The sequence below is a fragment of the Paenibacillus sp. RC67 genome (genome assembly GCF_030020805.1).
Taxonomy (GTDB): domain Bacteria; phylum Bacillota; class Bacilli; order Paenibacillales; family NBRC-103111; genus Paenibacillus_S.
The window spans coordinates 7,927,081-7,948,984 of sequence record NZ_CP125098.1 but is presented as its reverse complement, the minus strand read 5'-3'; the positions used below and the strand labels follow the sequence as shown (position 1 = coordinate 7,948,984).

The window sequence follows — 21,904 nt, the reverse complement described above, 5'->3', positions numbered from 1 at the left end:
CCACTTTTCCAAGGTAATATCTAGTTTGTTAAAAGATGATGCGCCCGTTTCTTCAAAGTCATGGAGGAGATGGGAGAGTAGTATACTTTCGACTGCGTCACCACAAGCGACTTGCTTTCTTCCTCACCGATAACCTCGACCTTCTTCTCTTTGAGTGCGTAGCTGACGAACTGCTTTGATATTTTTGAAGATTTCTCAATGGATAAATCAAATATAGCAACAAGCTCGGATGCACGAATAATTTTTTCCCCGCCTAAATGGATGAACATCGTCGGCCATCTCCTTATAACGTGAGACTTTTCTATGTTAAGCTTCCATTCCGAACATGAATGACAGAAGCACTTTCCAGCTTGCCAAGATCCACACTTTCGATTCCGGTCGTTGTTATGAAAGTTTGGACCTTATTTTGAAACGTCTCGATAAGCTGCGTTTGTCTATAACGGTCAAGCTCGGATAAGACATCATCCAACAGCAGGATAGGATATTCGCCTACTTCCTCCCGAATTAGTTCAATCTCAGCCAGCTTCAAAGAGAGTGCGGTCGTTCTTTGCTGACCCTGCGAGCCGAACGTTTGCACTTCCTTGTCGTTAATATAAAACAATAAATCATCCCGATGAGGGCCTACCAAAGTCACACCACGCCGCAATTCCTGTTCTTTCACCTGTGATAACTTTATCATAAATTGGTCAAATAAAACAGTTTCATCTTCCAAAGCCGCGGAATCGAACGCTGTAGAATAGGCGATCCGCACCTGTTCGTTACCCCCGGTAATGCCCAAATGAATCTTTTCCGCCCAGGATTGCAGCTTCTTTATAAAGCTTTGACGTTTTTTAATAATTTTAACACCAAAAGTCGCCAATTGTTCATTCCAAACTTCCAGCATACTGGCTTTACTGTCTCGAGATGCGAACAGCTGCTTTAAATAATTGTTCCGCTGCGCCAATATTTTTTGATACTGGGACAAGTCGTACAAATAGGCGGGATGAACCTGACCGATCTCCATATCCAAAAACCGGCGGCGCACGGATGGTGAACCTTTGACAATTTCCAGATCTTCAGGAGCAAACATAACAACGTTCAGAGAACCTATAAAATTACTGAGCTTTTTTTGCTCCAGACCGTTGATTTTCGCTTTTTTCCCTTGCTGCGAAATAGTCAGATCCAACTGGCACGTACCGTACTTTTTGTCCACCTCGGCATGCAGCAGGGTATGAGAGGAATCCCACTGGATGAGTTCCTTATCCTGATGAGTACGATGCGATTTGGTCAACGCCAGCACAAAAATAGACTCCAGCAAGTTCGTTTTCCCCTGTGCGTTAGGGCCTACAATGATATTGACCATATGTCCGGTTTCAAAATAAACCTCGTCATAGTTACGGTAATGCTGTAATGACAGCTTTTTCAATTGCAAAGCATTTCCTCCTACAGGCTCACGCCAAAGGCATGGCCGCTTCGAAACCTCTTAGCTGCGTACAACCTGGAATTCGCCGCATCCTTCGACGCGAACTTGGTCTTGATGTACCAGTTTTTTGCCGCGACGGTTTTCTGGTTCTCCGTTCACATAAATCTCCGCTTCTTGAAGAAAGCTCTTGGCTTGTCCACCTGTGGATATACAGTCCGCCAGCTTCAGAAACTGACCTAACGTAATGTAGTCTGTATGAATTTGGATCATTTTCATGTTGTTGAATGGCTCCTTTTTCCGTGCTTAGCTTGGGTCCCACTGTTTCTATAAGTTAATTGGTTGTCCGATATGGCAAGATGAGCTGCAGCAAGGTTGAAGTTTCTTCAGGACGAATGATAATCGGCTGCATGGCGCCGGTAAATCCGATTCGTATTAGTTCTCCGTCCATGACTTTTAACGCATCCAGCATGTATTTGGAGTTAAACGATATTCTTAGCAATTCACCGGTTAAGGTGGACACTTCCAACTGCTCTGTTACTTTACCGAGCTCGGAGGAGCTGGACGAAATCTCGATCGTATGATCCTCACGCATAATGAGTTTGACGATATTCGTTTTCTCTTCCCTGGACAGCAAGTAGGCACGGTCTATCGCTTCAGCAAGCTGTTGGGCGTTGATGACAAGCTCAGTCTGATAGGACTGGGGAATCAATTTGGAAGTATCAGGATAAGTTCCGTCCAAAATGCGAGTGTAGAACAAGATGGAGCTTAACTTAAACAACACTTGGTTTTCAGCAAAAATGATATCGATCAGCGTATTTTGGTCAGGCAAAATTTTGGACAGCTCGTTCAACGTTTTACCAGATATCGACACGTTATTCAGTTGGAAATCAGCATCCACTTCGATATTGGTTTCACGACTTCCCAAACGGTGACGGTCACAGGCGGTAAATTTAAGCTTGCGATCAGCAATAGTCCACAAGATCCCTGTCAAAATAGGTGTGGATTCGTTCGTTGAAACGGCAAAAGCCGTCTGCTTGATCATCGTCTTTAACAGATCACTCGGCATTTGTATCCGTCTGTTTTCTTCAATGCTTGGAAGGGTAGGGTACTCCTCCGGATCCAAGCCAACGAGTTGAATCTCTGACGAACCCGAACGGATTGTTGTTTGAAAATGGTCTTTAACCTCTATCTCAACGACTTGAGCAGGAAGTTTACGTACGATTTCTACGAAAAACTTGGAAGAAAGGACTACGCTCCCCGGGCGTTCCAATTCTATAATGCTAAGTTCGTTTTTCTCAATAGGTATAAAGCTTTGAATAGAAATATCCGTATCGCTAGCCGTCAATGTCATGCCCGTAGCATCGGCATCTATTTTAATCCCGGTTAAAATGGGAATCGTTGTTTTGTTGGAAATCGCTTTGGATACGTGTTGAATAGATTCATTCAGATGTTCTTTCAAGATTGTTAACTTCATTTTGTCACTCCTATGGTTACGAAAATGATGGAGATGCCATATACATCTATAATACCTTTTTTTTATTAGTAATAGTAGTAGGGGCTCTGGATATGTGGATATGTGGAGAAAAGTAGCAAAGCAAAAGCCTATCCACATGTGAATAGTTTGTGCATAGGCTTATAGTTATACAGATGCGAAAAGTCACCTCCAAAACGAAAAAATTCGTTGGAGATGCTCTCCGTACCACAAAACGATATAAAATTTTGAAAAAACAACAGGCGAGCCCCTTAGGCCGTGATGTTTTTTACTTTCTCCATAAGATTTTGAATAATTTTGGTTAATTCGTGATCGTTTTTCAGTGCCTCTGAAATTTTCTCATGGGCATGAATGACGGTCGTATGGTCACGCCCGCCAAAAGCTTCGCCGATCTTCGGTAATGAAAAATCGGTCATCTCCCTGGCCAGGTACATAGCGATTTGCCGTGGATAAGCAACCATTTTCGTCCGTTTCCTCGCCTTGAAATCCTCCATCTTCAGACCGTAAAACTCCCCGACTTTTTGCTGAATATCTTGAATCGTAATGACTTTAGGCCGGCTGCTTGGGATGATATCCTTCAGAGCTTCAGCTGCCAGGTGAGACGTGATGTCCTCATTGATTAACGAAGAATAGGCAACGACACGAATTAAGGCGCCCTCAAGCTCCCGGATATTCGTATCAATCTGATTGGCTATGTAAACCATGGCCTCATTAGGTATTTCAAGGTTTTCCGCTTTTGCTTTTTTTCGTAAAATAGCAATTCGTGTTTCTAGATCAGGCGGCTGGATATCGGTAATCAAGCCCCATTCGAACCGCGAGCGCAGACGTTCCTCCAAGGTAGGAATCTCCTTAGGGGGACGGTCACTTGAAATAATGATTTGTTTGCGTTCTTCGTGCAATGCGTTAAACGTATGAAAAAATTCTTCCTGCGTTTGTTCTTTTCCGGCAAGAAACTGAATATCATCTATGAGCAGCACGTCGATGTTGCGGTATTTGTTGCGGAAGCTCTCGCCGCGGTTGTCGCGGATCGCATTAATAAATTCATTCGTAAATTTCTCGGAAGAGATGTAAAGCACCTTGGCACTTGGATTATGCTCCAGCACATAATGACCGATGGCATGCATTAAGTGGGTTTTTCCAAGTCCTACGCCCCCGTACAAAAACAGCGGATTATAAGCCTTCGCCGGCGCTTCGGCCACAGCAAGAGAAGCCGCATGAGCAAAACGATTCCCGGATCCGATAACAAACGTATCGAAAGTATATTTCGGGTTCATCATATGGCTGAACGTTTCTTCTGGGACAGCGGACTGGGCTTTCACCGGGATGCTCGGCGTGGAGGAGGGAGTGCTTGCAGCTTTCTCTTCTTCGGATTCAATAATGAATTTCACTTCCGCCGGTTTTCCAATGTAATCGAAGATCGTATCCTTAATCAGCTTGGTGTACCGGTTTTCGAGCCATTCTCTGGCGAAATTGTTCGGTGCACAGATAACGACTTTGGATTCGTTGAAAATAACGGCTCTTGTGGATGTAAACCAGGTCTCGTAGCTTGGTTTACTCAGCCTTGTTTGAATAATGGAAAGGACTTGCTGCCATTGCTCGTTTGGATGGCTTTCCACAATGTATTCACTCCTTCAAAAAAATAAGCGGTGTGGCGTAAGCCATACGGGTGTAGAAAGAAAGCGGGTTGTGTCGCAAAATATCCACAGCATCCCAAGGCATGCGGGAATAGTTTATACAGAGGGGGTGTAAATTGTTCACAAAGATATCCACAGGCTGTTGATAAAATAGTTGATAACCGTTCTCTATCCACAGGATAAGCATTATCATAATATCAAAATATGTTCGGATTATCAATGAATTGTTTCGATTTATCCACATCTTCTATAGCTTGTGTGTAACTTTTATCAACAACACAAGATATTGTTTATAAAATGTTATTAGTTCGACAAAACCTGCGCATAAGCGCTCTTTTTTTATGCACAGGCTAGTTTTTTTCGGCGAAACATAGGGAAACGAAGTTGTGGATACATTTTTTTGACGAAAAATGGACGTCAATTTTCGCTACGGGTGTCAGTAAAAAATAGAAGAGGGATATCCACACTCAATTGAACAGAGAATATGAAGCGAAATTTCTACAAGGCGAATGCCAAAAGTTTGCAAGAGGGGCAAGTTGACTTTTCGTTAATAAAGTGGTTTAATGTTGTAAGGTATTTTTGGGAATGGATTTTCCTCAAGGAGGTGCTAGATTAATGAGACCAACATTCAGACCGAACGTTAGAAAGCATAAGAAAGTACACGGCTTCCGTAAGAGAATGAGTACGAAAAATGGTCGTAAAGTACTCGCTGCTCGTCGTTTAAAAGGAAGAAAAGTATTGAGCGCATAATACAAAAGGCCACTGTCAGGTGGTCTTTTTTGTTTGTATAGGAATTAAGCCAGTCATATGGAAGGTCCATTTGCTCGGTGTTGTAGCCGTACTTATAAGAGTGATGTTATAAAATGACCGGATTTGGCGCACGCTAGTATTGTTTTGGGCGTTTCTGATCGGGGCGAAGATGGAGAGTTCATTGTGGAAAAGAAAAATCGGTTGACGAAAAGAGAATATTTCGACAAGGTGTATCGCGGCGGCAAATCGATGGCGAATCATCAGTTTGTACTATATTATTATCCGCGGCCGCAGCAGGAGTCGTTTCGTTTAGGAATTTCAGTCAGCAAGAAGCTTGGCAATGCCGTCGTCCGCAACCGGATTCGCCGGGTCGTCAAGGAAATTGTCCGCTTGAATAAGCAGCGTTTTGCATGCGGTTACGACTTTATTTTGATTGCGCGCAAACCTGTTGTGGGATTATCTTATCAAGAAACGGAAAAGAGTATCCTCCACGTCTTTAAAAGGGCCTCGCTTTTAAAGCGAAAATAACCCGAATTCATTTCTTTTTTATTAAGAGATATGATATAGTTTATTATTGGAAAAGATAAATCTAGGAGGATATTATTTTGAATCGTCGACTTGCAACCTTTTTGCCGCTTTCATTCCTGTTTCTTCTGCTTGCAGGGTGTACTCCGGCGACAACTCCAATCGACCCGAATAACGGCGTTTGGGACAAGTATTTTGTCGGGCCATTGGCAGAAGTTTTGGACTGGTTTGCGACAGTGCTTTGGGGACAGTACGGTTTGTCCATTTTGGTCGTAACGGTTATTATCCGATTAATTATATTACCGCTTACGCTGAAGCAATATAGAAGCTCGAAGCGGATGCAGGAATTACAGCCTGAATTGAAAAAATTGAAAGAAAAGTACAAGGACGATGCCAAGAAGCAGCAGGAAGAAACAATGAAGCTGTTTCAAACCAATGGTGTCAATCCTCTGGCAGGCTGCCTACCATTGATCGTTCAAATGCCAATTTTGATCGCTTTGTACAATGCTATCATGCGTAATCACCATATTAATGAACATTCGTTCTTATGGATGCAGCTCGGAGCGAAAGATCCGTATTATATTTTACCGCTGTGTGCCGCATTGACCACTTACCTGCAACAAAAAATGATGAAGACCCAGATGAACCCGCAAATGCAAAGCTTGATGTTCATCTTCCCAGTTATGATTTTCGTTATGGCGATGAACTTCGCTTCCGCACTTCCGCTGTACTGGATTTACAGTAACATCTTCACGATCGTTCAGTCATACTTTATTTATGGTGGATCATCTCAAAATAAGGTGGGCCCTACAAAATGAAAAAAATAGTGGTTACGGGTAAATCGATTGAGGAAGCCGTTAGAAATGGCCTTCAGCAATGGAATACCACGGAGGATCGGGTTAAAATACAGGTGTTGGAGCAGCCCTCAAGAGGGCTGTTCGGCATAATCGGCGCCAAAGATGCGAAAGTTGAGCTGGAGCTGATTCCCGATGCTGTTGAAGAAGCCATTCATTTTTTACAAGAAGTTTTCCAAACCATGAGCGTACAAGTACGCATTGAACAAAAGTCTACAAGAGACGGCTTGGAGTTCCATCTATTCGGAACCGAGTTAGGGATGCTGATCGGCAGACGAGGGCAAACCTTGGATGCGCTTCAATACTTGGTCAACATTGTGGCCAATCGCTATTCCAATACGCATATGCGTATTGTATTGGATGCCGAGCAGTTCCGCGAACGCCGAAAAAAAACGCTTGAGGAATTGGCAGCCAGGCTAGCGGATAAGGTGATTCGCTCGAGAAAAGAAGTGGTGCTCGAGCCAATGTCTCCTCATGAACGAAAGGTGATTCATGCGAAGCTGCAAGATCATCCTAAAGTTCGTACGTTCAGCAGAGGCGAAGAGCCGAATCGAAGAGTTGTTATTGTTACCAGATAAACCATTGCTGCAATGATGTCATAGTTATGACTCATTGCTTTTTTTCAATAGAAGATTCATTTTGTAATAGACATGAATAGATAAGAGGTTGAATACAGCTATGATTCAAGATACTATTGCGGCTATTTCCACTCCGCTTGGAGAAGGTGGAATTGCCATCATAAGAGTTAGCGGTGAAGGAGCGGTCGCTGCGGTAGATCATGTTTTTTTCGGAAAAAGCAAGCTATCGGAAGTAGCTTCACATACGGTTCACTACGGGTTTGTTAAAAATCCGGCAACGATGGAGCGAATCGACGAAGTGCTCGTAACGGTCATGCGGGCACCGCGTTCTTTTACAACGGAAGATGTTGTGGAGGTTAGCTGTCACGGTGGATTCATTTCGGTGAAAAAAGTACTCGATCTGTTGTTAGAGTACGATGTTCGCCTAGCTGAACCAGGTGAATTTACCAAGCGTGCTTTTCTTAATGGAAGGATCGATTTGTCCCAGGCTGAAGCCGTTATCGATTTGATTCGCGCGAAGTCGGACCGTGCTTATAGTGTAGCGATGAAGCAATCGGAGGGCAGTCTTTCCAAACGCATTAAGGCGCTGCGTCATGATCTCGTTGAGCTGATGGCTCACATCGAAGTCAATATCGACTATCCAGAGCATGATGTGGAAGAGATGACGAATGCTTTTATTAAAGATAAGTGCTCGATAGCAATGGAACAAATAGAAGAGCTGCTCAGAACCGCACAACAAGGTAAAATTTTAAGAGAAGGTATTGTGACGGCTATTGTCGGAAAACCGAATGTGGGCAAATCTTCTTTATTGAATACTCTGGCGCAGGATAATCGGGCGATTGTCACTGATATCCCAGGCACGACGCGGGATGTCATCGAGGAATACGTCAATGTTAACGGAATTCCACTCAAGCTATTAGATACGGCGGGCATTCGGGAAACTTCGGATATTGTCGAACAAATGGGCGTTGAAAAATCACGCAGCGCATTAGCGGATGCGGATTTAATTCTGTTGGTGTTCAATGGTGCCGAAGTGCTTCAGCCTGATGAGCTCGCTCTAATTGAGCAGCTGAAGGAGAAGCAAACGATTATTATCGTGAATAAGCTGGATTTGCCGCAGAAGATTGAGTTGGATGTGCTGACACAGCAGTTTTCGCCGGAGCGGGTTGTGAAGATGTCGTTGTTAGAGCAGCAGGGCATTACGGATTTGGAAAAAGCTATCGCTAGTATTTTCTTTAGCGGTCAGGTAGAATCAAGTGACCTGACTTATGTGAGCAATGTGCGTCACATTTCTTTGCTGAAAAAAGCAAAAGGTTCTTTAGATGAAGCATTTAGCGCTACAGAGGCGTTCGTTCCTATAGATATGGTTCAGATCGATATTCGCAATGCCTGGGAGCATCTAGGCGAGATCATAGGCGATTCCGTTGGTGATTCATTGATAGATCAAATTTTCTCCCAATTTTGTTTGGGTAAATAATAGGTTGTTAGCGAGGAGGTATTGTGCATTATGAGTTATGTTGCTGGTGAATATGATGTTATTGTAGTCGGTGCCGGCCATGCAGGCTGCGAAGCGGCACTAGCTGCAGCGCGCATGGGTTGCGAAACGCTGATGATTACAATCAATTTGGATATGGTTGCTTTTATGCCGTGCAACCCTTCGATCGGTGGGCCTGCGAAAGGGCATGTGGTACGTGAGATCGACGCGTTGGGTGGAGAAATGGGTCGCAATATCGACAAAACCTACATCCAAATGCGAATGCTGAATACAGGTAAAGGCCCTGCGGTTCATGCTCTTCGCGCGCAAGCGGATAAGTTTTTGTACCAGCATATGATGAAGCAAACAATGGAAAATGAGAAAAAGCTGACGCTTCGTCAAGGCTTGGTAGAAGAGCTGATTGTGGAAGATGGCGTATGTAAAGGGGTCGTCACTAAAACTGGAGCCCGATATATGGGGAAAGCGGTTGTTATTACGACGGGGACTTATCTGCGCGGCAAAATTATTATGGGTGAGTTGATGTATGAAAGTGGACCTAACAATCAACAGCCTGCTGTTAAGCTGTCTCAATCCTTAAAGGATCACGGGCTGGAGCTTGTTCGTTTTAAAACGGGAACACCTCCTCGGGTTCATAAGGATACTATTGATTTCAGCAAAACCGTTATTCAGCCGGGTGATGAGAAGCCTAAGTTCTTCTCGTTCGAGACTACAGAAGAAGTGCCGAATCAGCTGCCTTGCTGGCTCACATATACTTCTGAAGAAACCCATCAAATCATAAATGATAACCTTCACCGTGCTCCAATGTTTTCTGGTGCAATTGAAGGAACGGGGCCGCGTTATTGCCCATCGATTGAAGATAAAATTGTTCGTTTCAGCGATAAACCGAAGCATCAAATTTTCCTGGAGCCGGAAGGTCGCCATACTTCTGAGTATTATGTTCAAGGGCTATCGACCAGTATGCCTGAGGATGTACAGTTAGGTATTCTGCGTTCCATTCCAGGACTGGAAAAAGTGGAGATGATGCGTACCGGATACGCGATTGAATACGATGCTGTCATTCCAACGCAATTAAAGCCGTCTTTGGAGACAAAAGTAGTATCTGGATTGTTCACTGCAGGCCAAATCAACGGTACTTCAGGCTATGAAGAAGCTGCTGGTCAGGGCGTTATGGCTGGAATTAATGCTGCACGCAAAGTGCAAGGCCAAGAAGCCGTTGTACTGGATCGTTCCGAAGGATACATTGGCGTGTTGATTGACGATTTGGTTACCAAAGGTACGAATGAGCCGTATCGTTTGTTAACTTCTCGGGCTGAATATCGGTTGCTGCTGAGACATGACAATGCGGACCAACGCTTAACACCGATCGGACATGATATCGGATTGATTAACGAGGATCGTTACCAACGTTTCCAACTCAAGCAGCAGCGTATTGCTGAAGAGATGGAGCGGCTGAAAGCAACGAAAGTGAAACCGGTCGAGGCTCGAGAAATGCTTAATTCTCTAGATAGTGCTGAGCTGGTGAACTCGGTTGATCTGCTTACATTGCTTCGCCGTCCGGAAGTGACCTATGCTCATATTCATTCGATCTCTCCATCTCCTATTGAACTTTCGGAAGAAGTGATGGAGCAAGTTGAGATTCAAGTGAAGTATACGGGATATATCGAGAAACAGCTGGCGCAAGTTGATCGATTGAAAAAGATGGAGAAAAAGAAAATTCCGGATGATATTCGCTATGAGGACATTCACGGAATTGCAACGGAAGCAAAACAAAAGCTTGCAAAAATTCGTCCTATTTCAATTGGGCAAGCATCTCGTATAGCCGGAGTTACACCTGCGGACATTTCGATCTTGCTTGTGCATTTGGAACATTACAATAAAGTGGTAGCTGCCAGAGGTTAATATGGATCCTATACAAACACAATTTCATGATTGGCTCAAGGAAAAAGGGGTTCATTTATCCGATTATCAGATCTCTCAATTCGAAACCTACTATAAGGTATTGGTAGAGTGGAATGAGAAGATGAACCTGACGGGCATTACGGAAAGAGAGCAAGTTTATATCAAGCATTTTTATGACTCGCTCTCGGTTTCCTTTTTTACAGACATGATGGAAAAACGCAGCATAGCGGATATTGGCTCAGGCGCAGGGTTTCCAAGTATTCCTTTAAAAATAGCCTTTCCACATCTTGAAGTTACCATTGTTGATTCACTGAACAAGCGAATTCAGTTTTTAAACCATCTTGTGTCAGAGCTGAAGCTTACCGGAGTTAACTGCATTCATGGCAGGGCGGAGGATATTGCTCGTCAAAGAGTGCATCGCGATCAATATGACATGGTGACGGCTCGGGCTGTTGCAAGACTTGCGGTGTTAAACGAATTTTGTTTACCTTTCACGAAGGTCCAAGGTAATTTCATTGCGATGAAGGGCAGTGAAGTTGTGGAGGAACTAGAGGAAGCCGCGTTTAGTCTCAAGGAACTAAGAAGCAAGTATTTACATACACACCGATTCGATCTACCAGATCAAGAAGCTTCAAAGAGACATCTTATTGTGATCGAAAAAACGGCAGCAACGCCGTCAAAGTATCCGCGAAAAGCGGGAACTCCTTTAAAAACACCTCTTGTTCGTTAAATTGATTTTCTATAGATGACCGCGTGTTTCACGTGGAACATTATGGAGCGATACACAAATATTTAGTTTGCGGTATGTTTCTGACCTCTTTTAGAGGTTTTCTTTTTTTGTTCACTAATTTCATACAGTTGGGCATCCATTCTTGCAGGAAATTTCATATTTTTGGAGAATTATATCAATATAGCAACTATTTAATGTATCGGTCCATATTTATGGAAAAAGATCGGGTGGTAAATTAATGAAAGAGCAGATCTCAAAGTTGTTTGGATTTACGGAAAAAACTTCAACAGATGAAGTTAAAAATATTCCTGTACGTGATATTGTTCCGAGTCCGTATCAGCCTAGAACGATTTTTGATGATGAACGAATTGATGAACTGTGTCAAACCATTAAAACTCATGGCATCATACAGCCGATCGTTGTACGGGTTAGGGACAATATATATGAATTAATTGCCGGAGAAAGAAGATGGAGAGCGGTTAAGAAGCTGGGTATGGAAACGATACCTGCTATTATTCGCGATTTCAATGATTCTCAAGCAGCCTCTATCGCGCTTATTGAAAATTTGCAGCGGGAAGGCTTGACTGCGATTGAGGAAGCAATAGCTTATCAGCAGCTGATTGATCTTCATTCGCTAACCCAAGAAAGTCTTGCTCAACGTCTTGGCAAAAGCCAATCCACGATTGCTAATAAAATCAGATTGCTGAATTTGAGCGAGCCGGTGAAGCTAGCGTTGATGGAAAGAAAAATTACAGAACGACATGCGCGTGCTCTGCTTTCCCTGGATCAGGAGGAGCTGCAGATCAAAGTTCTGGAGGATATTCTGTCAAAAGAACTGAATGTCAAACAAACAGAAGCAAGAATTCAGCTGTTGAAAGAAGCGGTTAAGCTTAAAAAGTCCAAACGCATCTCTTTTTCGAAGGATGTTCGGTTGGCTTTGAATACGATCCGCCAATCTGTCGATATGGTTACTTCTTCTGGGCTTCAGATTAATACAACAGAACAAGATTACGAAGATCACTATGAAATCGTAATCAAGATACCAAAACGGTAAAAAATATAGTATGATAGAAAAGTAGACATTTTTATATGTTATACAGATAGAAAGCTCCGTTAGGGAGCTTTTATTTCCATCAAATAAATGGGTATTATGCGGATTAACCGCAAAAAACTCAAAGACCTGCGAATACTTTTAATGAAATGGTTTTTCCAACGAGGCTCACTTTCATTTTGGTTTTCAAAGACTCAGACAGTTCTACCATGTCAGAGTGTATTAGAATGGAAAACGATCACTTGCTGAAAAGACGTCGCAAGACGTTTTTTTTCAACGAAACCTTTTATGCTGTGAAGCATAAAAATCAGTACAGGATCGTTCTTCTCAGGCGCAGCCCTACAGCATGCTTTTATCAAAGAATTTGCTTGATGAGGCTAGTCTAATCGTTCATCTTTGTTGCTAAAAACTTAAGCCTATTGTCCCGATGATCTGAAGCGTTTGTTGAGTATAATGACCTGGTTATACTCGTACTTAGTATTTTATTGAGGTGAAATGATTTTGTCTAAGATTATTGCAATAACGAATCAAAAGGGCGGTGTCGGAAAAACGACAACATCCGTGAATTTGGGAGCATCATTAGCAGCCTTAGGTAAAAAAGTACTTCTAGTAGATATTGATCCCCAGGGGAATACAACAAGCGGTATCGGGATTAATAAGGCGGACGTTGTATATTGCATTTATGATGTCATTATTAATGATATTCATCCCAAAGAAGCGATGGTTGATACGGCAATCCCTAATTTGAAGATTATTCCTGCCACCATTCAATTGGCGGGAGCTGAGATCGAGCTTGTTCCAACGATTTCCCGTGAGGTGCGTTTGAAGAAATCGTTGCACTTGGTAAAGCATTTGTTCGATTATATTCTAATCGATTGTCCTCCTTCTTTGGGTATTTTAACCGTCAATTCCTTGACGGCTGCAGACTCTGTCATTATCCCTATTCAATGTGAGTATTACGCTCTGGAGGGCTTGAGCCAATTGCTAAATACAGTTCGCTTAGTCCAGAAGCATCTGAATACAAGCTTGCAAATTGAAGGTGTTCTATTAACGATGTTTGACGCTAGAACGAATCTTGGAATGCAAGTTATTGAAGAAGTGAAAAAGTATTTCCAACAAAAAGTATACCAAACCATTATTCCGCGAAATGTTAGATTGAGTGAGGCACCTAGCCATGGTCAATCGATTATAACTTATGATCCGCGATCAAAGGGAGCCGAAGTCTACATGGAGCTCGCAAAGGAAGTGATCGCACTTTGAGTAAACGTTTAGGAAAAGGACTGGATGCGCTGCTGCCTGCTTTGAGCATCAACGACGATGATAAGGTTGTAGAAATTCCGCTTCCGCAGCTGCGTGCGAATCCGTATCAGCCAAGAAGAACTTTCAATGATGAGTCTATTAATGAATTGGCTGCATCGATCAAAGAACATGGTGTCATTCAACCTATTATCGTAAGAAGCGTGCTGAAGGGGTATGAAATTATTGCGGGGGAACGCCGTTACCGCGCCTCTCAAGTATGTGGATTAGCGACAATTCCAGCTGTGGTTAAGAAATTTTCCGACCAGCAGGTTATGGAAATTGCGTTAATTGAAAACGTACAGCGGGAAGACTTGAATGCAATGGAAATCGCCGTAGCCTATCAGGCGTTGATTGATCAATTTTCATTAACGCAAGAAGAGCTATCTGCGAAAGTAGGTAAGAGCAGATCCCACATTGCTAACTTTCTTCGTTTGATTCATTTGCCTGAAGAAGTGAAGGATTATGTTTCACGTGGAACATTAACAATGGGTCATGCCAAAGCAATTGTTAGTTTAAAGGACGCTAAGATAATCAAAGCTCTGGCTGAACAAGCGATCAAGGAACAGTGGAGTGTTCGTGAGCTTGAAGAAGAAGTGAAACGAATGGAGGAAAAGTCCTCCACTAAAAAGCCAACTGCAAAATCTAAGCGTAAAGATCCTTACATCAATCAGTTGGAGGAAAGCTTGCGTGAAGTATACCGTACAACTGTAAAAATTAAACATAACAACAATAAAGGGAAAATTGAGCTTCTATATTTTTCCAAGGATGATTTGGATCGATTATTGGATCTGCTTCAAGGTAAGATTTCTTAATCGACAAAGGATGTTGAAGACATGGACAGACCGTAGCATACCCTGTTAATGACCCTGAAATAAGGGCAAACTAGGTATGCTACTTTTTGTGAAGGAAGGGAAGGTGGAATTTGTGGAAGTAGCTTATTTTGATCATGCGGCATCATCCTGGCCCAAGCCTCCTGAAGTTCTTGAGGCGATGCAGCAATGTATACTGCATTATGCTGCTAATCCGGGCAGGGGCAGTCATCAAATGGCGGTCAAAGCCAGTCGCACATTATTTGAAACAAGAAAGAGCCTTGCCAAGCTGTTTGCAGTGAAAAACCCTAACGATATCTCGTTTGCGCAAAACACTACGATGGCTTTGAACCAGGCAATCAAAGGTTTTGTGAAAGACGGGGACCATGTTGTATGCACTTCGGTAGAACATAACTCAGTTCGTAGACCGCTGGAATTTTTGAAACGCACAAAAAATGTTGCGATTACCTATGTGTCGACCAATGAGAAGGGCGAATTAAATATCGATGATGTAGCTGCGGCTATTACAGATAAAACAACGCTTCTCGTATGCAGCCATAGCTCCAACTTGCTAGGTAGTATTCTTCCTGTGGAACAAATAGGACAATTGTGCAGACAGAAGGATATCGTACTTTTAGTAGATGCCGCACAATCAGCTGGTACTCTGCACATCGACGTTGAACAGCTGGGGATCCATATGCTCGCATTTCCGGGGCATAAAGGGCTGCTAGGTCCGCAAGGAACAGGAGGATTATATATCCATCCGGATCTTGACCTGGAGCCGCTCCTACATGGAGGAACAGGGAGTCAATCCGAAGCTATTGACCAGCCGGCAGTAAGACCGGATCGTTACGAGTCGGGAACTCAGAACACGCCAGGCATTGCCGGGTTGAATGAGGGTGTGAAGTTCGTCCTTAGGGAAACGGTGGAGAAAATACATAAAAAAGAATGGGATCTAACCCAATACATTATGTCATCTCTAATGGGAATAGATGGTGTGAAGGTGTTGGGGCCAGATTTGGGACAAAATAAAACCGGTATTATTCCTTTCACCGTACATGAGTCTGATTCATCTGAAGTTGCTTTCATCCTGGATCATTCTTTTCAAATTGCGGTTCGATCCGGTTTCCATTGTTCACCTCTGGCACATGAAAGTTCAGGTACGCTGGAACGTGGAGCTGTTAGAGCCAGTGTGGGCTATTTTACGACAAATGAAGAGGCAGAGCGATTGATTCAAGCGGTTAAAGAAATTGCGACTCATCTAAAATAAGGATAGAATATATTAGACAGCGCGCATTTTTACACAGGGGGATTGGAGTATGGGGGAACTGCTTGACTTGCTTGACATGAGGGTAATGCTTATCATCATGACTGCCGTCATTGTTATTTTTTTGATTATGGTAATTGTATTATGGAGCAAGCTGAATAAGCTTCGTAAAACCTACATGAGTATGTTAAACGGAGATAGCGGGTTAAATGTGGAGCAAGCTTTCATTGATCTGCAAAATAGAACGCAAGAGCTGCACGACCAAACGAAACAATCCCAGCAGCAAATTGCCGGGATTGCACAACAAATGAGAAAAATGAAATCCAATTTAGGTGTTTACCGCTATAATGCCTTTGCTCAAAATGGAAGTGACTTGAGCTTTTCCATCGCTTTGCTTGATGATGAATTGGATGGAGTCGTATTAACGGGGATTCATAACCGCGAGGAAACCTACGTCTATGCTAAACCGGTAACCCAAGGCCAATCCCAATATGTCCTATCACCAGAAGAAAAGGAAGCTATCCATCGAGTCGGGCAAAAGAAGTAGAGGCGGTTAAGCGTGATAGGTTGCTAATAGCGATTTGAAACGATTTTGCGATGACTTCGGACATGCTCATGACAATACTTAAACGAGTATTTTGCAAAACGAAGTATTCCATAAAGCCACCGACATTAACGATACCTGTAATGTGCATGTTACCAACAGGAGGCAAATCCTTGTTCACGCCTGCACCCGGTTTTACAGGTCCATTGCCTACTTGAATGCAGCCAACGCTTGTTAGCTGTCCTAGGCATGCATCGATAGCTATGATGAACGGGCTATTGAACTGATCCTGGATAGACGAGAGCGTATCTTTCAAGTTCATGGCATGCACCGGTTGGTCCAAAGTACCATAGAGATGAATACCGTTTAAATGACATTTTTTAAGTTGGGTTCCAACAAGAGGACCTAAGGAATCTCCAGTGGAACGGTCTGTTCCTACGCAAATGATAATAATAGGCTGATGCGTCGGAATTTGCCCGAGAATGGAAAATAGCTTTTCAGATAATAGCTCGATAATATTGCCTTCCGTATGCTGTACTTTAAACGTGTCGACGATTTCGGCTTTCTCGGGTTCTGGAGCATTGACCTTGTCTCTATGAAAAGGCAGTTTCATATAATAACCCTCCATTTACTAGGAGTATATAAACATTTTTACTAGTATACGGAAAGAGATTGTGAATTATACGTCAGAATGGAAATAAAATAGAGGAGGCGTAGGCCGTGCTGTTAATGGCGTTCGATTCGACCCAGCAGGCTCTGCGTGCGGAAATGCTGTTGGAGTATGCTGACATTGAAAATGACATGTGTCCAACACCGAAGCAGATTACGGCTGGCTGCGCATTGTCGCTTGAATTTCCTGAGGAAGCCTTCGAAGAAGTGAAGCGTATTGTAAAGGAAGAACGAGTGGAGATACGCGGCATCTATTCCAAAATAGGCGATCAGTATGTTAACATGGAACTATAAGGTGGTGTAAAGCATGGATCAGTGGTTTCATCTGTTCCTTGCTGACGAGAAGGCAGGAGCTGTCATGACAACCTGGGAGCAATTTCAGGAGCAGATAATGGGTTACATCTCGAATCCTGCGGTTTGGACTAATTTCTTATTTACAACGATTAAAATTGTATTGATCTACGTCATTGGGCGAGTCATTATCAAAGTCGCCAATAAGGCACTAGAGCACATGCTGGTTGAACGTGAAAAAAGTCCTTTGAAATTCGACACCAGAAGGACTCGGACGATTGGCAAGCTTATGGGCAACATAGTCAAGTACGCCGTTAATTTTACGATGGTGCTCATGATTCTGAATCAATTCGGCATTCGTTTGGAGCCGCTGCTAGCAGGAGCTGGGGTGGTTGGTTTGGCGGTTGGTTTTGGAGCACAGAGTCTGGTTAAGGATGTTATTACCGGATTTTTCATTATTTTCGAAGATCAATTCGCAGTAGGCGACGTTATTCAGACCGGTAACTTCAAAGGTACCGTCGAGGAAATCGGCTTGAGGGTTACACGCATTAAGAGCTGGACCGGTGAAGTACATATCATCCCGAACGGAACCATCACACAGGTTACGAATTTCTCCGTGAACAACTCCATTGCCGTTGTCGATGTATCCATTGCTTACGAGGAAGACACGGATAAAGCAATCGACATCATGAGACAAACGGTTAATAAAAACTATGAAACGAATGTCAACATGGTGAAGGAGCCGGAGGTTTTGGGTGTCCAAGCGTTGGTTGGAGCCAATGTAACGCTGCGGGCCACCGTAGAATGTAAGCCTAATATGCAATTTGCTGTAGCGAGAGAGCTGTATGCTGATATCAAAAAAGCATTCGATTCTCGCGGCATAGAAATTCCTTATCCGAGGGTCGTTAATTATCATAAGAATGAAAAGGGGGAGTGAGCATGGAACGCAAGCAGTATGAATTGGGCGATATCGTTGAAATGAAAAAGCCTCACCCCTGCGGTGTTAACGAAATGGAAATCATTCGTCTTGGCATGGATATCCGGATTAAATGTGTGGGGTGCAAGCACAGCGTGCTAGTGCCAAGAGCCAAGTTTGAAAGCAAGCTGAAAAAAGTACTGCGTTCAAACCCGAATTTTAAAGTTGAATAAAAGGCTTGCCATACAGGTATTGGTTATGATAGAATAACACTTGTCCCTTTTAAATGCGGAAAGGTACCCAAGAGGCCCAAGGGGGCTGACTCGAAATCAGCTAGGCGGCGCAAGCCGTGCGTGGGTTCGAATCCCACTCTTTCCGCCACCTAGTATACAAACGACAACGACTCTGAGAAGAGTCGTTTTTTTGTTGCTTGAGGGTTGGATATAAACTCAGATAAAATAATCGTTAATGAGAAAATAAAGTCAATGTAAGAATTAGTTCAATCGTAAGGATTGTACTTGTTCTAGATCGGATAATATAGAAGGTACAGGCATGAACAGGAAATGTGGTGAATCGAATCCACCTTGGGGATAAACAGAAGGGTGAAGGAAATCACATGTTGTGGATAAATTCAATACTCAAAGTGGATAAGTTGCGGTGTTGAGTTATTCACATGTGGATGAAAAATAAAAAACCTCCTTTGCATGAGAATGTGCATAAGGAGGTTTTTGGGCTAAGAGTGGCTTTTTCTGCGAACGGAGTAGAGATCAACGAAATATCCGATCACCGCCCAAGATAAAATAGTTAGCGTATAGAGCAGTACTGGATTTACATTCGTGGTACCTGCTATAGGATAAAACCATGCGGGTACGCTTAAGCAATAAAATAAAATGTAAATCGGCTCTGAATCATGACCGAAGTAATGAACCAGACTTAGTGCAGCTCCGATTGCGGCAAAAAGCAGGGTAACAGTATATTTCATGGATAGAGGCTCCTTTGATGATTTTTGGCCCCCTCTGAACGTTGGTAGAACCCATCCAGAGGGAGGAGTGACTAGTACTTACGTTTCCATTTGCGGTTGTGGTTGCTTGTGTCCGGGAACGTATCGCCTTTTTTCATCGTAATGATTTTAGGGTTGTTAATGCCCATATGAAAGGCGTTCTCCCCGATCTCCATATACTCGCCATCATTGGGAGCAGTGTCTCCAGGACTGAATTGGCTCCATTCGCCCATAGCTGGTCAGTCACCTCCTGTGCGAAGTGTAATGCTAGTTTTTCCAAGACAAAGGGATTACATAAGACTAAAAATTTACCAAGCTGTTTTGGCCTATAAGATGTAGGGAAATGGTCAGCTTCGAAAATAAACTTGTCATTAGGCTGTGATTTTGCTATAGTATTATGGTGCGAGTTTTGATAGTAATTGAAATTCTCGCTCCTTGCTCCTCATTAGAGGGGCCGTTAGTCCAAAAGGAGGTGAAACCATGCGCAAATATGAAGTGATGTACATCATTCGTCCGGACATCGAGCAAGAGGTTGTTCAATCTACGGTTGAGAAGTTTCAAAACATCATCAACAACGGTGGCGAAGTTACGAAACACGATGTAATGGGTAAACGCCGTCTTGCGTATGAGATCAACAAGTTCCGCGATGGTCACTACGTGTTAGTTCATTTCAATGCTAACAACGAAGTTATTGCTGAGCTTGACCGTGTGATGAAGATTTCTGATGAAGTCATTCGTTACCTGATCACTAAAGACGTAGCGTAAGACAAGGCATCCGTGCCGTAATTGACATGCTGGGAGGGTTTTAGATTGCTAAATCGTGTGATTCTGATCGGAAGGCTGACTCGTGACCCCGAATTGCGCTATACCCCGTCAGGCGTTGCTGTAACGACATTTACGCTAGCAGTGGATCGTCCTTTTACGAACCAACAACGTGAGCGTGAAGCGGACTTTATCAGTGTTGTAACATGGCGTCAGCTTGCTGAAACATGTGCCAATTATTTGCGTAAAGGCCGTCTAGCAGCAGTGGAAGGCAGACTTCAGGTACGTAATTACGATAATAACGAAGGTCGACGTGTATATGTAACCGAAGTTATTGCCGATAACGTTCGTTTCTTGGAATCTTCCAATAGCGGTGCAAATCGTGAAGAGGGTATGGGTGGCGGAGGCTACAGTCAAGGGCAGCAAGGCCAAGGACAGAGCCAAAGTCAACAGCGCTACGGCGGACCACGTGATAATCAAGATCCATTCCAGGATGATGGAAAACCGATTGATATTTCTGATGATGATTTGCCATTCTAACGTAGAAAGGACTGAATTCGATGAGTTTCCAAAGAAGAGACAACGGCGGCGAAGAGCGCGGCGAGCGTAAATTCGGCGGTCGTGGTGGAAAAAAGGCGGCAAACGCCGTAAAGTGTGTTACTTTACAGTAAACAAAATTAAACACATTGACTATAAAGACATCGAAACGCTGAAGAAGTTTATCAGCGAGCGCGGTAAAATTCTTCCGCGTCGTGTCACTGGTACTTCCGCTAAGTATCAACGTATGTTGACGATTGCGATCAAACGCTCCCGTCAAGTAGCGTTGCTTCCATACACAACGGAGTAGGCTTTGTATCGAAAAAGACAGTTGGGAAACCAGCTGTCTTTTTTGACGTACAAGAATATATAAGTTTCGAGGTCCCCGCAAAGTCCTGAATGGACTTCGAAGCTAAGAGCTCCACTCTGTGAGGTTATTTTGCTAGGTCATACAGCTTTAACCAATGCCGAAATCTGGATGAGTGGATAGATGAAGCCGGTCTGAACTTTTGGTAAAATAGAGGAAGATCTCCAAAAGATCGTTGTATATCTTCCTTCTGAATCATAGTGTATGATAATGAGTATGGCACCAAGGAAGTTTAGATTGGAAAGGGTGGCTTCAAGTGAACATCGCTTTTTTTCTACTGCCAAAAGACGACGTTATTTATTTATCCCCGAATTCTACGATGCGTCAGGCATTGGAACGAATGGAGTACCACCGCTATTCAGCGGTTCCGCTGGTGGATGAGGGCGGGAAATATGTAGGCAACATTACAGAGGGAGACTTGCTGTGGAAGCTGAAGCATTCCCCAGAGGTCGGGTTTGAAAATACGCATAAAGTCCAACTGAAGGATGTTCCACAGCATATGAACATTAAACCGGTTCGGATTGATCAGCAAATGCAGGATCTGATTACACTTGCAACTAACCAAAACTACGTTCCCGTCATCGACGATAACGAGGTATTTATTGGTATTATACGCAGAAGAGAGATTATCGATTATTGCTTCAAACTGTGGCAGGCCGAACAAAAGGTATAGAATTGTGGTATAATTAACTAAAGTGTCACGTTAAAAGAGGGGCAGTTGTCCATGATGGATCGGGAGATGGATTTGGCAAAGCGGGCCAAGATCATTGAATGGCTCAAAACGGAGATTGTCGATCAAGTGGCACACTTGTTAAAGGGCATATGGGAAGGCAGCCATCACAAAATGGTAGACGGCCTAGCAAGTCTGGTTGCCTACTGCTACATTCTCGGAAGACGTCTCGGCATCTCATTGCACAGTTTAGACGAAGCGGTTTTGGAGAAAATGAAGAAGCATAGGCAAGATGGACATCAGTTAGAGGAATGGTACGGGGATATATCCGCTTTGGAAGAACATTTGCGTAAGAGGTGAAGG

Annotated in this window: 27 protein-coding genes, 1 tRNA gene and 1 pseudogene; 21 read left to right on the top strand and 8 right to left on the bottom strand. The window is 43.3% G+C overall.

What is annotated here, in order from left to right; all coding sequences use genetic code 11:
* Positions 1 to 20 precede the first annotated feature (20 nt).
* From remB to dnaA, 5 genes are all read right to left on the bottom strand, one after another.
* The gene (remB, locus tag QMA13_RS36250; RefSeq protein ID WP_282938694.1) at positions 21 to 269 is read right to left on the bottom strand and encodes an extracellular matrix regulator RemB; all 249 of its coding nucleotides are present in this window, start codon (positions 267 to 269) and stop codon (positions 21 to 23) included.
* Positions 270 to 301: 32 nt separating this feature from the next.
* Positions 302 to 1,411 carry a DNA replication/repair protein RecF gene (gene recF / locus QMA13_RS36245; protein ID WP_282938693.1) on the bottom strand — a complete coding sequence of 370 codons (1,110 nt, stop codon included), beginning with the start codon at positions 1,409 to 1,411 and terminating at the stop codon, positions 302 to 304.
* A gap of 51 nt (positions 1,412 to 1,462) precedes the next feature.
* Positions 1,463 to 1,678 (bottom strand): S4 domain-containing protein YaaA, encoded by a 216-nt coding sequence (gene yaaA / locus QMA13_RS36240; RefSeq protein WP_282938692.1) that lies wholly within the window; start codon positions 1,676 to 1,678, stop codon positions 1,463 to 1,465.
* Between the two features lie 55 nt (positions 1,679 to 1,733).
* Positions 1,734 to 2,876: a DNA polymerase III subunit beta gene (dnaN, locus tag QMA13_RS36235; protein ID WP_282938690.1), complete on the bottom strand. Its 1,143-nt coding sequence runs from the start codon at positions 2,874 to 2,876 to the stop codon at positions 1,734 to 1,736.
* A gap of 269 nt (positions 2,877 to 3,145) precedes the next feature.
* A complete protein-coding gene (gene dnaA / locus QMA13_RS36230) occupies positions 3,146 to 4,510 on the bottom strand; it encodes a chromosomal replication initiator protein DnaA (protein WP_282938688.1) in 1,365 nt (454 codons plus the stop codon).
* A 633-nt stretch (positions 4,511 to 5,143) separates the two neighbouring features.
* Here dnaA and rpmH point away from each other — a divergent pair.
* The 12 genes from rpmH (at position 5,144) to QMA13_RS36170 (ending at position 16,332) form a co-directional block, all read left to right on the top strand.
* The gene (rpmH, locus tag QMA13_RS36225) at positions 5,144 to 5,278 is read left to right on the top strand and encodes a 50S ribosomal protein L34 (protein ID WP_282938687.1); all 135 of its coding nucleotides are present in this window, start codon (positions 5,144 to 5,146) and stop codon (positions 5,276 to 5,278) included.
* A gap of 183 nt (positions 5,279 to 5,461) precedes the next feature.
* Complete coding sequence (gene rnpA, locus QMA13_RS36220; RefSeq protein WP_282938685.1) at positions 5,462 to 5,806, top strand: ribonuclease P protein component; 345 nt, start codon at positions 5,462 to 5,464, stop codon at positions 5,804 to 5,806.
* Positions 5,807 to 5,883: 77 nt separating this feature from the next.
* A complete protein-coding gene (gene yidC, locus QMA13_RS36215; protein WP_282938684.1) occupies positions 5,884 to 6,621 on the top strand; it encodes a membrane protein insertase YidC in 738 nt (245 codons plus the stop codon).
* Positions 6,618 to 7,235, top strand: a complete 618-nt coding sequence (gene jag, locus QMA13_RS36210; protein WP_282938682.1) for an RNA-binding cell elongation regulator Jag/EloR — start codon at positions 6,618 to 6,620, stop codon at positions 7,233 to 7,235. Before yidC ends, jag begins: the two co-directional genes overlap by 4 nt.
* Before the next feature lie 100 nt (positions 7,236 to 7,335).
* Positions 7,336 to 8,712, top strand: coding sequence for a tRNA uridine-5-carboxymethylaminomethyl(34) synthesis GTPase MnmE (mnmE, locus tag QMA13_RS36205; protein WP_282938680.1), 1,377 nt, complete (start codon positions 7,336 to 7,338; stop codon positions 8,710 to 8,712).
* Positions 8,713 to 8,742: 30 nt separating this feature from the next.
* Positions 8,743 to 10,629, top strand: coding sequence for a tRNA uridine-5-carboxymethylaminomethyl(34) synthesis enzyme MnmG (gene mnmG, locus QMA13_RS36200; protein ID WP_282938678.1), 1,887 nt, complete (start codon positions 8,743 to 8,745; stop codon positions 10,627 to 10,629).
* 1 nt (position 10,630) lies between these two features.
* Positions 10,631 to 11,359 (top strand): 16S rRNA (guanine(527)-N(7))-methyltransferase RsmG, encoded by a 729-nt coding sequence (rsmG, locus tag QMA13_RS36195; protein WP_282938676.1) that lies wholly within the window; start codon positions 10,631 to 10,633, stop codon positions 11,357 to 11,359.
* A gap of 238 nt (positions 11,360 to 11,597) precedes the next feature.
* The gene (noc, locus tag QMA13_RS36190) at positions 11,598 to 12,413 is read left to right on the top strand and encodes a nucleoid occlusion protein (protein ID WP_282938675.1); all 816 of its coding nucleotides are present in this window, start codon (positions 11,598 to 11,600) and stop codon (positions 12,411 to 12,413) included.
* A gap of 498 nt (positions 12,414 to 12,911) precedes the next feature.
* Positions 12,912 to 13,670, top strand: a complete 759-nt coding sequence (locus QMA13_RS36185) for a ParA family protein (protein ID WP_192703193.1) — start codon at positions 12,912 to 12,914, stop codon at positions 13,668 to 13,670.
* Complete coding sequence (locus QMA13_RS36180) at positions 13,667 to 14,521, top strand: ParB/RepB/Spo0J family partition protein (RefSeq protein ID WP_282938673.1); 855 nt, start codon at positions 13,667 to 13,669, stop codon at positions 14,519 to 14,521. Before QMA13_RS36185 ends, QMA13_RS36180 begins: the two co-directional genes overlap by 4 nt.
* A 112-nt stretch (positions 14,522 to 14,633) precedes the next feature.
* The gene (locus QMA13_RS36175; RefSeq protein ID WP_282943705.1) at positions 14,634 to 15,788 is read left to right on the top strand and encodes an aminotransferase class V-fold PLP-dependent enzyme; all 1,155 of its coding nucleotides are present in this window, start codon (positions 14,634 to 14,636) and stop codon (positions 15,786 to 15,788) included.
* A 49-nt stretch (positions 15,789 to 15,837) separates the two neighbouring features.
* The gene (locus QMA13_RS36170; protein WP_282938672.1) at positions 15,838 to 16,332 is read left to right on the top strand and encodes a DUF4446 family protein; all 495 of its coding nucleotides are present in this window, start codon (positions 15,838 to 15,840) and stop codon (positions 16,330 to 16,332) included.
* Here the strand turns inward: QMA13_RS36170 and yyaC are convergent.
* On the bottom strand, positions 16,304 to 16,942 hold the full coding sequence (gene yyaC, locus QMA13_RS36165; protein ID WP_282938671.1) for a spore protease YyaC: 639 nt from the start codon (positions 16,940 to 16,942) through the stop codon (positions 16,304 to 16,306). The genes QMA13_RS36170 and yyaC overlap by 29 nt on opposite strands.
* A 107-nt stretch (positions 16,943 to 17,049) precedes the next feature.
* On the opposite strand from yyaC, the gene QMA13_RS36160 reads away from it, so the two are divergent.
* The 4 genes from QMA13_RS36160 (at position 17,050) to QMA13_RS36145 (ending at position 18,586) form a co-directional block, all read left to right on the top strand.
* Entirely contained in the window at positions 17,050 to 17,292 is a 243-nt protein-coding gene (locus QMA13_RS36160; RefSeq protein WP_282938669.1) for a putative Se/S carrier protein, read from the top strand.
* Between the two features lie 13 nt (positions 17,293 to 17,305).
* The gene (locus QMA13_RS36155) at positions 17,306 to 18,226 is read left to right on the top strand and encodes a mechanosensitive ion channel family protein (protein ID WP_282938668.1); all 921 of its coding nucleotides are present in this window, start codon (positions 17,306 to 17,308) and stop codon (positions 18,224 to 18,226) included.
* 2 nt (positions 18,227 to 18,228) lie between these two features.
* Complete coding sequence (locus QMA13_RS36150; RefSeq protein WP_028550646.1) at positions 18,229 to 18,438, top strand: DUF951 domain-containing protein; 210 nt, start codon at positions 18,229 to 18,231, stop codon at positions 18,436 to 18,438.
* Positions 18,439 to 18,495: 57 nt separating this feature from the next.
* Positions 18,496 to 18,586: transfer RNA gene (locus QMA13_RS36145), tRNA-Ser, on the top strand.
* A 352-nt stretch (positions 18,587 to 18,938) separates the two neighbouring features.
* Here QMA13_RS36145 and QMA13_RS36140 read toward each other — a convergent pair.
* Together QMA13_RS36140 and QMA13_RS36135 are read right to left on the bottom strand one after the other, a co-directional pair.
* Positions 18,939 to 19,187 (bottom strand): hypothetical protein, encoded by a 249-nt coding sequence (locus QMA13_RS36140; RefSeq protein WP_282938666.1) that lies wholly within the window; start codon positions 19,185 to 19,187, stop codon positions 18,939 to 18,941.
* A gap of 71 nt (positions 19,188 to 19,258) precedes the next feature.
* Positions 19,259 to 19,438, bottom strand: a complete 180-nt coding sequence (locus tag QMA13_RS36135; protein ID WP_282938664.1) for a YjzC family protein — start codon at positions 19,436 to 19,438, stop codon at positions 19,259 to 19,261.
* Between the two features lie 247 nt (positions 19,439 to 19,685).
* Here QMA13_RS36135 and rpsF point away from each other — a divergent pair, with 247 nt between their 5' ends.
* The 5 genes and pseudogenes from rpsF to QMA13_RS36110 all read left to right on the top strand — a co-directional run bounded on the left by rpsF (position 19,686) and on the right by QMA13_RS36110 (position 21,901).
* On the top strand, positions 19,686 to 19,970 hold the full coding sequence (gene rpsF, locus QMA13_RS36130) for a 30S ribosomal protein S6 (RefSeq protein WP_282938662.1): 285 nt from the start codon (positions 19,686 to 19,688) through the stop codon (positions 19,968 to 19,970).
* A gap of 45 nt (positions 19,971 to 20,015) precedes the next feature.
* A complete protein-coding gene (gene ssb / locus QMA13_RS36125; RefSeq protein WP_282938660.1) occupies positions 20,016 to 20,507 on the top strand; it encodes a single-stranded DNA-binding protein in 492 nt (163 codons plus the stop codon).
* A 20-nt stretch (positions 20,508 to 20,527) separates the two neighbouring features.
* A pseudogene (rpsR, locus tag QMA13_RS36120) lies at positions 20,528 to 20,814 on the top strand (30S ribosomal protein S18).
* 313 nt (positions 20,815 to 21,127) lie between these two features.
* The gene (locus QMA13_RS36115) at positions 21,128 to 21,544 is read left to right on the top strand and encodes a CBS domain-containing protein (protein WP_282938658.1); all 417 of its coding nucleotides are present in this window, start codon (positions 21,128 to 21,130) and stop codon (positions 21,542 to 21,544) included.
* A 54-nt stretch (positions 21,545 to 21,598) separates the two neighbouring features.
* On the top strand, positions 21,599 to 21,901 hold the full coding sequence (locus QMA13_RS36110; protein ID WP_282943704.1) for a MazG-like family protein: 303 nt from the start codon (positions 21,599 to 21,601) through the stop codon (positions 21,899 to 21,901).
* Positions 21,902 to 21,904: the final 3 nt, after the last annotated feature.